This is a genomic window from Amycolatopsis sp. NPDC059021 (genome assembly GCF_042739895.1).
In the GTDB taxonomy this organism is placed as follows: domain Bacteria; phylum Actinomycetota; class Actinomycetes; order Mycobacteriales; family Pseudonocardiaceae; genus Amycolatopsis.
Map to the genome: position 1 here is coordinate 65,700 of NZ_JBHYIQ010000047.1, position 8,134 is coordinate 73,833.

At 68.5% G+C, this 8,134-nt stretch carries 10 protein-coding genes; 6 read left to right on the forward strand and 4 right to left on the reverse strand.

Translation table 11 applies throughout. The annotated features are described in order from the left end of the window. The first annotated feature begins 20 nt into the window (after positions 1 to 20). From ACFWX1_RS26175 to ACFWX1_RS26190, 4 genes are read left to right on the forward strand one after another with little or no spacing between them, the layout of a single operon-like run. Complete coding sequence (locus ACFWX1_RS26175) at positions 21 to 1,250, forward strand: MCE family protein (protein ID WP_378391587.1); 1,230 nt, start codon at positions 21 to 23, stop codon at positions 1,248 to 1,250. Further along, entirely contained in the window at positions 1,247 to 2,479 is a 1,233-nt protein-coding gene (locus tag ACFWX1_RS26180; RefSeq protein WP_378391566.1) for an MCE family protein, read from the forward strand. The genes ACFWX1_RS26175 and ACFWX1_RS26180 overlap by 4 nt, the downstream gene beginning before the upstream one ends. Continuing rightward, positions 2,479 to 2,973: a hypothetical protein gene (locus tag ACFWX1_RS26185; RefSeq protein WP_378339261.1), complete on the forward strand. Its 495-nt coding sequence runs from the start codon at positions 2,479 to 2,481 to the stop codon at positions 2,971 to 2,973. Before ACFWX1_RS26180 ends, ACFWX1_RS26185 begins: the two co-directional genes overlap by 1 nt. Continuing rightward, positions 2,970 to 3,461: a hypothetical protein gene (locus tag ACFWX1_RS26190; protein WP_378391568.1), complete on the forward strand. Its 492-nt coding sequence runs from the start codon at positions 2,970 to 2,972 to the stop codon at positions 3,459 to 3,461. Before ACFWX1_RS26185 ends, ACFWX1_RS26190 begins: the two co-directional genes overlap by 4 nt. A 3-nt stretch (positions 3,462 to 3,464) precedes the next feature. Here ACFWX1_RS26190 and ACFWX1_RS26195 read toward each other — a convergent pair whose 3' ends face one another. Both ACFWX1_RS26195 and ACFWX1_RS26200 read right to left on the reverse strand, forming a co-directional pair. Beyond that, entirely contained in the window at positions 3,465 to 4,829 is a 1,365-nt protein-coding gene (locus tag ACFWX1_RS26195) for an amidase (RefSeq protein ID WP_378391570.1), read from the reverse strand. A gap of 99 nt (positions 4,830 to 4,928) precedes the next feature. After that, on the reverse strand, positions 4,929 to 5,336 hold the full coding sequence (locus ACFWX1_RS26200) for a RidA family protein (protein WP_378391572.1): 408 nt from the start codon (positions 5,334 to 5,336) through the stop codon (positions 4,929 to 4,931). Between the two features lie 98 nt (positions 5,337 to 5,434). On the opposite strand from ACFWX1_RS26200, the gene ACFWX1_RS26205 reads away from it, so the two are divergent. Then, positions 5,435 to 5,815 carry a winged helix-turn-helix transcriptional regulator gene (locus ACFWX1_RS26205; protein WP_378391574.1) on the forward strand — a complete coding sequence of 127 codons (381 nt, stop codon included), beginning with the start codon at positions 5,435 to 5,437 and terminating at the stop codon, positions 5,813 to 5,815. A gap of 12 nt (positions 5,816 to 5,827) precedes the next feature. Here the strand turns inward: ACFWX1_RS26205 and ACFWX1_RS26210 are convergent, their stop codons facing one another. After that, positions 5,828 to 6,109 (reverse strand): hypothetical protein, encoded by a 282-nt coding sequence (locus tag ACFWX1_RS26210; protein ID WP_378391576.1) that lies wholly within the window; start codon positions 6,107 to 6,109, stop codon positions 5,828 to 5,830. A gap of 403 nt (positions 6,110 to 6,512) precedes the next feature. Between ACFWX1_RS26210 and ACFWX1_RS26215 the strand changes: the two genes are divergently transcribed. Then, entirely contained in the window at positions 6,513 to 6,761 is a 249-nt protein-coding gene (locus tag ACFWX1_RS26215) for a hypothetical protein (RefSeq protein WP_378391578.1), read from the forward strand. A 350-nt stretch (positions 6,762 to 7,111) separates the two neighbouring features. Here the strand turns inward: ACFWX1_RS26215 and ACFWX1_RS26220 are convergent. Continuing rightward, on the reverse strand, positions 7,112 to 8,134 hold a 1,023-nt coding region (locus tag ACFWX1_RS26220; RefSeq protein ID WP_378391580.1), incomplete at its 5' end, for a DUF222 domain-containing protein.

The following is an 8,134-nucleotide window of genomic DNA, read 5'->3' on the forward strand; positions in this document are numbered from 1 at the left end:
TCACAGCGCTGAGCCCTGTGATGGAGGCCTTCACGGCACATCGGCGGAGGCTCGCGGGGGTGCTGGCCGGGGTGCTGGTGCTGGCGGGCTGCAGCGACGGCGGGTTCAACGGCCTCTACAGCACGCCCCTGCCCGGCGGCGCCGACATCGGCGACCATCCGTACCGGATCACCGCGCAGTTCACCGACGTGCTGGATCTGGTGCCGCAGGCGAGCGTCAAGGTCAACGACGTCGCGGTCGGCCGAGTCGAGAAGGTGACCCTCACCCCGGACACCCGCACCGCGGTGGTGGCCATGACGGTCAACGGCGACATCTCCCTGCCCGCCAACGCGCACGCCGAGCTGCGGCAGTCGAGCCTGCTCGGCGAGAAGTTCGTCGACCTGCGCGCGCCCACGGCGGAGAAGGCCGAGGGGAAACTCGGTGACGGCGCGCAGATCCCGCTCGCGCGGACCAACCGCAACCCCGAGGTCGAAGAGGTGCTCGGCGCGTTGTCGTTGCTGCTCAACGGCGGCGGCGTCGAACAGCTGCAGAAGATCAGCCACGAACTGAACGACGCGTTGTCCGGCAACGAACCGGAGATCCGCGCGCTGCTGTCGCATGTGGACGAACTGGCCACGCAGCTCGACGGGCACAAGGGCGAGATCCTGCGGGCCATCGACGGGCTCGACAAGCTGTCGCGCACCTTGACCGGGCAGACACAGAACCTGGGCAACGCGCTCGACAATCTGGCGCCGGGCCTGAAGATCGTCACCGACCAGCGTGACCAGCTCGTCGGGATGCTCCAGTCGCTGAACAAGCTGTCCGGTGTCGCCGTCGACACCGTGACGAAGAGCCGCGACCAGCTCGTCGCGAATCTCAAGTCCCTGCAGCCGATCCTGCTGAAACTGGGCGAGGCCGGGCAGAACCTGCCCAAGGCGTTGCAGATCCTGCTCACCTACCCGTTCCCGGACTACGCGGGCAACGTGATCAAGGGCGACTACGCGAACGTCGAAGCGACCGTCGACCTCGACCTGGACACGTTGCTGCACAACATTTCCAGCTCCTCGCAGCCGTTCCTGCCGATACCGGGTTCGCAGGGCACCGGGGCGCCGGGCGCGATCCCGTTCAACAACGGCTCCCCGCCGCCCCCGCTGCCCCTGCCGCCGATCAACCCGCCGGCGTCCCCGGGCACGACGTCCGGCGGGGACTCCGGTAATCCGCTCGGCGGTATCGGCGGCGTGCTCGGTTCGCTGTTCGGAGGTGGCCGATGACCAAGGCTACGCGGATTCGGCTGCTCGCGTTCATGATCATCGCCGTCGTTTCGGTGGTCTACGCGGGCGGGAAGTACGCGGGGCTGGACCGGCTGTTCGGCACCCGGGGCTACGTCGTCACCGCGAAACTCGCCGACTCGGGCGGGATCTTCGTCAACGCCGAGGTCGCCTACCGCGGTGTGACGGTCGGGCGCGTGACGGCGATGAAGCTCACCGATCACGGTGTCGACGTCAGCCTGGACATCGACAAGGGCGGGCCGAAGATCCCCGCCGACACCCGCGCGCAGGTGTCGAACCGGTCGGCGGTGGGGGAGCAGTTCGTCGATCTGCTGCCCCAGCACGACACCGGCCCGTATCTGGCCGACGGCGCGGTGATCGACCAGGGCCGCACCTCGATCCCGCTCGCCCCGGACACCGTGCTGTCCAATTTGGACAAGCTGGTCGCCGGAGTGCACCCGGACTCGCTGCGCACCGTGGTCGACGAGACCTACACCGCGTTCGCCGGCGCCGGCCCGGATCTGCAACGGCTGCTCGACAGCTCCGGATCGCTGACCACCGCGGCCATGCAGTACCTGCCGCAGACCCAGGGCCTGCTGGCGAATTCGCGGACCGTGCTCGACACCCAGCAACGCCAGGCCGCGAACATCACCGAGTTCTCCAGCGGGCTGCGCACGATCGCCGGGCAGCTGAAGAAGTCGGACCCGGACCTGCGGAAGGTGATCGACGAGGCCCCGCAGCTCGGCCGCCAGATCAGCGACGTGCTCGCGAAGTCCGGCACCGACCTCGGGGTGTTGTTCGCGAACACGCTGACCACCGCGCAGATCACCTCGGCGCGCACCGACGCCGTCGAGGAACTGCTCGTGGCCTACCCGATCATCTCGGCGTTCTCGCCGACGACCTCGCCGGACGGCACCGGGCACCTCGGGTTCGTCCTGAACTTCTTCGACCCGGCGTCCTGCACCAAGGGGTACGAGGGCACCCAGCAGCGGCCCGCCAACGACACCCGGGAAATCCCGGTGAACACGAAGGCCTACTGCGCCGAGCCGCCGGGCAGCCCCACCGGGGTGCGGGGCTCGCAGAACGCGCCGTACGCGGGCAAACCCCCGGCGATCCCGGCGGCGCCGAAACAGCAGGAACAGCCCGCGGGGCAGAACCAGCTGCCCGGCCTGCTGAACATGCTGACCGGGCAGCCCAAGGGCGGGCTCGGCGCCCTGCTGGGCGGCTCGTGATGGCCCGTCTCCCGCGCGTCCTCGCGGTCGCGGCCGTGCTGGCGGTGCTCGCCGCGGCGTGGACCGGCTTCTCGTGGTGGCGGTCCGCGCACGACGACGCGCAGGCCCGCGGCCGCGAACGCGACGCGGTCCTGGCGGCGGCGAACACCGAGCTGGTCGCCTTGAACACGATGAACTACCGCACCGCCGCGCAGGACGTGGACCGCTGGATCGCCGCCACCACCGGCCAGTACGGCAAGGACCTCTCCGGGGACCGGAAGCTCCAGATCGACCGCGCGACCACCACCAAGACCGTGTCCACCGCGTCGCTCGTCCAGGCCGCAGTGACCCAGCTCGACGTCGGCGCCGGGACCGCGCGCCTCATGGCGGTGCTGAACGTCCGCGTCAGCACCGCCGACGGCGCCCCGGCGCCGAAGCTGAACCGGCTGACCGTCGACTTCGCGCGCGACGGCGATGCGTGGAAGGTCGGCGGCGTGCAGGCGGCCGGATCATGAGCCGCCTGTCGCAGGTGCTGGCGGCCATCGTGGTGGTGGCCTTGGGCTGCGCGGTGTGGTTCGGCGTCGAGGCGTCCATTTTGGACTCCGGGGACAACGCGGCGCTGGTGGACCAGTCCGCGACGGCCGAGGTGTCCGATCAGGTCGGCGCCGCGGTCAAGGCGGTGTTCTCCTACGACTACGGCAACCTCGCCCGCACCGAGCGCGCGGCGGCCGACGTGCTCGTCGGGGACGCGGTTTCCCAGTACCGGGACCAGTTCGCCTCCGCGCGCAAGCGGGCGGAAGAGCAGAAACTGGTGCGTACCACGACAGTGCGGTCCCTCGGCGTCCGTGAGCTGCGCGGCGATGACGCGTCGGTACTGCTGTTCCTGGACCAGCAGACCCTGGTGCCGAACGGTGGCGCGCCGCAGACTTCGGTAGCGCAGCTGAGTGTCACCGCGAAGCGGGTCGACGGCCGATGGCGACTGTCCCGTTTGGACCCGCTGTAGCGGTCAGCGGGGATCGATCGGCGTCCGGCGTCCGGCTCGCGCCTCGATCGCGGCCGCCGCGTCCAGGCACAGATCCTCGCGGAATCGCGGCCCGATGACCTGCACCGCCTGCGGCAGGCCGTCCGTGGCGTCGACGGGGACCGCGACGGCGGGCAGGCCCAGCAGGTTGACCGCCACCACCGCGCGCATGCTCTCCGGCCAGTCCGCGAGCCATGCCGGGTCGAGGTCCTCGCCGACCCGGAACGCCGGTGCGGTGCGGATCGGCGCGAGCACCAGCGGTGTCCGGCACATCCAGTCGTGCCAGGCTCGGGCGATCGTGGCGCGTTCGGCCATCGGATCGGCCGCGGCGGTGCCCGCGGCGTGCCGCCAAACCGGTTCGAAGGCAGCCCAGAACCGCACGAAGTCCGCGGACGCGATGCTCTCGACCGGCGTCTGTCCTTCGTGGACACGACCGTGGTTCAGCATGATCTGGATGAAGATCTCGCTCGCCCTCGCCAAGTGCGGCGGCTCGGCCTCTTCGACGGCGTAACCCGCGTCGGTCAGCGCTGCGGCCGCTGCCCATAGCGCCTCGGCGATTGGCGCGGCCACGTTGTCGCCGGTTACGAGCGCGACATGCTTGGGCAGCGGCGGACCGTCGAGCGGAACCGGCGCGTACCACGGGTCCGCGCCAGGGCCACACAGATGGGCGAATGCCAGCCGCAGGTTCCGCACCTCGCGGGCGATCGGCCCGTGCACGGCGAGGAGCTGGAACGCGAAGGGAACCGGCGCCCGCATCGCCATCCCCACGCGTCCCAGTGACGGTTTCAACGCCGCGACCCCGCAACACTGGGCGGGCCAGCGCAGCGAGCCCGCGCCGTCGTTGCCCATGCCGAGTGGCACCATGCCGGTGGCCACCGCGACCGCGTCGCCGCCGCTGGACGCGCCCGGAGTGTGACCGGCCGACCACGGATTGCGGGTGGCGCCGCGCAGCGCGTTGTCGGTGTGCCAGCGCATCCCGAACTCGGGCATGTTCGTGCGGCCGAGCGGAATCGCCCCCGCCGCGCGCAACTCGCCTATGTGCGGCGCGTCCTCCCGGGCGATCGCCTCCCGCATCGCGACGACGCCGTGTGTCGTGGCCGAGCCCGCGATGTCGATGTTCTCCTTCACCGTCATGGGCACGCCGCATAACGGGCCGGTTTTCCTTTCCCTGTCAACGACTTTCGCGGCCTCCAGGGCTTGCTCGGCCAGTACGTCCGTGATCGCGTTGAGCCGCGGGTTCACCGCCTCGATGCGTTCGAGGTGCGCGGTCACCACCTCGTGTGCCGACACCTCGCCTGTCCGTATCCGCCCGGCCAGTTCCCCCGCGCCCTGGTGCCACAACTGCGACATCGCTTGTCCGTCCCGTCTCCCGTGGTTGCCGGTGCGGGCGACGGTAGAGCGGAAATCCGGAGAGGTGCAGTCTTGTTCTTTCCGGCGGCGTCAGCCGGTTCAGTCGAGGACCGCGGTGGCCTCGACCTCGACGAGATGACCGGCGATGGCCAGCGCCGCGACACCCAGCAGCGTCGCCGGCGGCAGCGGGGTGACCCCGAGCTTCGCGGACGCCCTGGCCACGCCCTCCAGGAACAACGGCATCTTTTCGGGTGTCCACCCGGCGACGTAGACGGTCAGCCTCGTCACGTCGTCGAAGGAGGCTCCGGCCGCGGCGAGTGCGGTGCCGACGTTGAGGTAGCACTGCTCGACCTGAGCGGTGAGGTCGCCCTCGCCGACCGTGACGCCGTCGGCGTCCCACGAGACCTGGCCCGCGACGAAGATCTGCTTCGACCCGGTCGCGATCGCCACCTGCCGGTAGACGTCGATCTCCGGCAAGCCGGCGGGGTTCATCAGGGTGACGGGCATGGTCGCCTGCCTTTCGTAGTCACTTGCGGTTACCCAGGAACCGTAGGAGAGTGTGCGCCGACAGAGAAGAACGCACTTTTCGGTAACTGAGGAACCACATGGGGACCCAGCAGTTCACAGGCTCGCCCGAGGACGCGGACGTGACACGCGCGGACTCGCTGGCGCGCGAGATCTTCTCGGACATCGCCAACAAGTGGGCGTTGCTGATCATCGAGTGCCTGGGCGACGGCACGCTGCGCTTCAGCGAACTGAGGGACGGGGTCGAGGGCATCAGCCACAAGATGCTCACCCAGAACCTGCGCATGCTGGAGCGCAACGGCCTGGTCGAACGCACGGTGTATCCCACCGTGCCGCCCCGCGTCGAGTACACGCTCACCGAGCCGGGTCAGGGTCTCCGCGCGACGATCGACGGGATGTGCGCGTGGACCCACCGCTACCTCGGCGACATCGAGGCGTCCCGTCAGAGCTTCGACGCCTGACGACGGCACGGATCACGCGTGGCGGTGGAACGTGTCGGTGTTGGACAGCACCGCGTGCGCCCAGGGCAGTTCGATTTCGGCGGGTTCCGCGTCCGGCCGCGGTCGTTTGACCGCCCTGTCGGAAACCACGTGCCAGGCCATGTGCAGCGTGTCCTCGCGGAGCAACCCGGTGAACGAGGCGATGGGCACCGTCGCTCCGGCAAACGAGCTGTCACCGAGCGCAGTCGTGAACGTTCCTTCGACACGGCCGTCGCTGGTGCCGGTGATGTGCAGGCGGGAGCCGTATTCGTTCATCCATGTGCCTGTCCAGGCCTGATGATCTGCCATCGGACGCGCTCACGGACGCGCTGAGGTGCGCGCATGCCAACGGCGCCACCATCGCCGGCCTGTGCTCGGGGAGCTACCCCGCCAACTTCCGCAAGTAGTTCCGTTCGGCGACCGGAGTGAACCCCCACCGCTACCGCGACACCTTCGCCCCCGCCACCGACGTAGTCGATCATGCTGGTGGTGCGACGATCATGGTCTGAGGACGTGACTGCGCGAAGCGGACCTTCATCGAGCAGGTCCCGGGTGTCCCCATCGCCTACGCGCGCCGGAGTTCGAACGGACGGCCGGCCGTTGCGCGCGGCCGAGGCCGTGGCCCAACGACTCGTGGAGAGGACGCCGAGCGCGAGCACGAGGACGCCGCAACCGGCCGATGAGTGCCCAGGCGATACGGCTCGAGTCGGTGAAGCCGGCGCCGGTGTCCGTCACGATGGATGTCTTGCAGGTAGAGGGTGTTGAGGGACAGGAAACCGCCGAGACCGGCAGCCATCACGATCGAGATCGTGTTCGCGCCGGAGAACGGTGGGCTGCGGAAGAACCGCAGATCGATCAGCGGCTCGGGTTGTCGGGGTTCGACGATGAGCAACCAGGGGAACTTACTACAACACAAAACCTCAGATAGAAGCCTTGAAAATACTGATCCGGAAGCTATCTGACCCCAGCGAACCGGCTCCACTGCCCATCGAGCGCTCCAAACCATGGTGGGGTGCGCCGGCTCGAAGCCGACCAGGTCCAAGAACTCATCGCTGGGTAGCAAGCCGGAGCAACCGTGTACGAGCTGGGTACCCGGTTCGGCATCGAACGGCGGACGGTCAGCAACATCCTCGAACGACAAGTCGACCACGCTACCGTCCTGACCAAACTCCGCGAACGCGAATCCCCACCCGCGACACCCACGGACGACCGCGGGCCTGATCCGGGAATGCATCGTGAGTCACGCCGTTTGACGTGAATGGCTTGCTCGCGTTCGGCTCAGGGGACGAAGCGGTGCAGAATATTGCGTCTTGGCGTGCGTAACGGGTCTACGTAATCTGGCGGAATGAACTCCGGGAGTCCGTCTTCGGCGATGCGGACCGTCCAGTCGGCTTTGTGTAGCATTCGGTGATGCGCTCCGCAGAGCAGGACGAGATTCCGGAGAACGGTGAGTCCGCCATTTGTCCAGGTAATAATGTGGTGGGCGTCGCAATGCCGGGGTTTGCGATGACAGCCCGGGAATGCGCAGCCGCCGTCCCGGATGGTCAACGCTTTGCGTAGCGCGGGAGTGACGAGTCTCTTGGCTCTGCCGAGGTCGAGTGGTTCGCCCTTGGTGCCGAGTACTGCGGGGATGATCTGGGAATCACAGGCGAGCATACGAGCTTCGGTGGCGGTGATGGTGCTGACCATGTCCAGGCAGGCGGTGCCCAGCTTGGACTTCAGGTCTTCCAGGGTCACTGTCACCAGGAGTTGGGCGCGGTCGCCGCCGGGCACATCCGGGACGTTGGCGAGCATCGCAATGGCTTCACCGAAGGCTTCCCCATACCGCTGGGACGTGGACCGCAGGTCCGGCCACTTGTCCTCCCCTGCGGGCCGAGGCGTGGCCAACGGATCGAGAATCGTGCTCAGCCGGGTTCCGGTGATGGGGTCGAGCTGTCCGTCGATGTCGAACCACCCGTCTTTCCGCTGCCACACCCGCAACTCCGGCTTCCGCTCCGGCGGATCCGGGTCCTTCGGTGGCTTCCCGTCCTGGTCCATCCGCGCCAGCAACTCATCAGCGGCCTTCACCACCTCCTGAGGTGTCGCGTGACGGGCCAGCTCCACCAGAATCTTCTCGGCCTTGCTTCTGTCCTCATCAGACACAAAGCTCGGGACCTTCTTCAGGAACCGGAGAATCTTCTCGCTGTGGTGCGGGCCGATCTCGCCATCGAGTGCGGCGGCGCCGGTTGCTGGCGCCACCGCGGGGAGTTCGGTACCGTCGATGTTACGGCCGGGATTCAACCCGTGGGCACGATCGAGGTA

Coding starts and splice junctions, on each gene's coding strand:
- ACFWX1_RS26175 (WP_378391587.1), top strand. CDS start 21: ATGGAGGCCTTCACGGCACATCGGCGGAGGCTCGCGGGGGTGCTGGCC.
- ACFWX1_RS26180 (WP_378391566.1), top strand. CDS start 1,247: ATGACCAAGGCTACGCGGATTCGGCTGCTCGCGTTCATGATCATCGCC.
- ACFWX1_RS26185 (WP_378339261.1), top strand. CDS start 2,479: ATGGCCCGTCTCCCGCGCGTCCTCGCGGTCGCGGCCGTGCTGGCGGTG.
- ACFWX1_RS26190 (WP_378391568.1), top strand. CDS start 2,970: ATGAGCCGCCTGTCGCAGGTGCTGGCGGCCATCGTGGTGGTGGCCTTG.
- ACFWX1_RS26195 (WP_378391570.1), bottom strand. CDS start 4,829: ATGTCGCAGTTGTGGCACCAGGGCGCGGGGGAACTGGCCGGGCGGATA.
- ACFWX1_RS26200 (WP_378391572.1), bottom strand. CDS start 5,336: ATGCCCGTCACCCTGATGAACCCCGCCGGCTTGCCGGAGATCGACGTC.
- ACFWX1_RS26205 (WP_378391574.1), top strand. CDS start 5,435: ATGGGGACCCAGCAGTTCACAGGCTCGCCCGAGGACGCGGACGTGACA.
- ACFWX1_RS26210 (WP_378391576.1), bottom strand. CDS start 6,109: ATGAACGAATACGGCTCCCGCCTGCACATCACCGGCACCAGCGACGGC.
- ACFWX1_RS26215 (WP_378391578.1), top strand. CDS start 6,513: ATGAGTGCCCAGGCGATACGGCTCGAGTCGGTGAAGCCGGCGCCGGTG.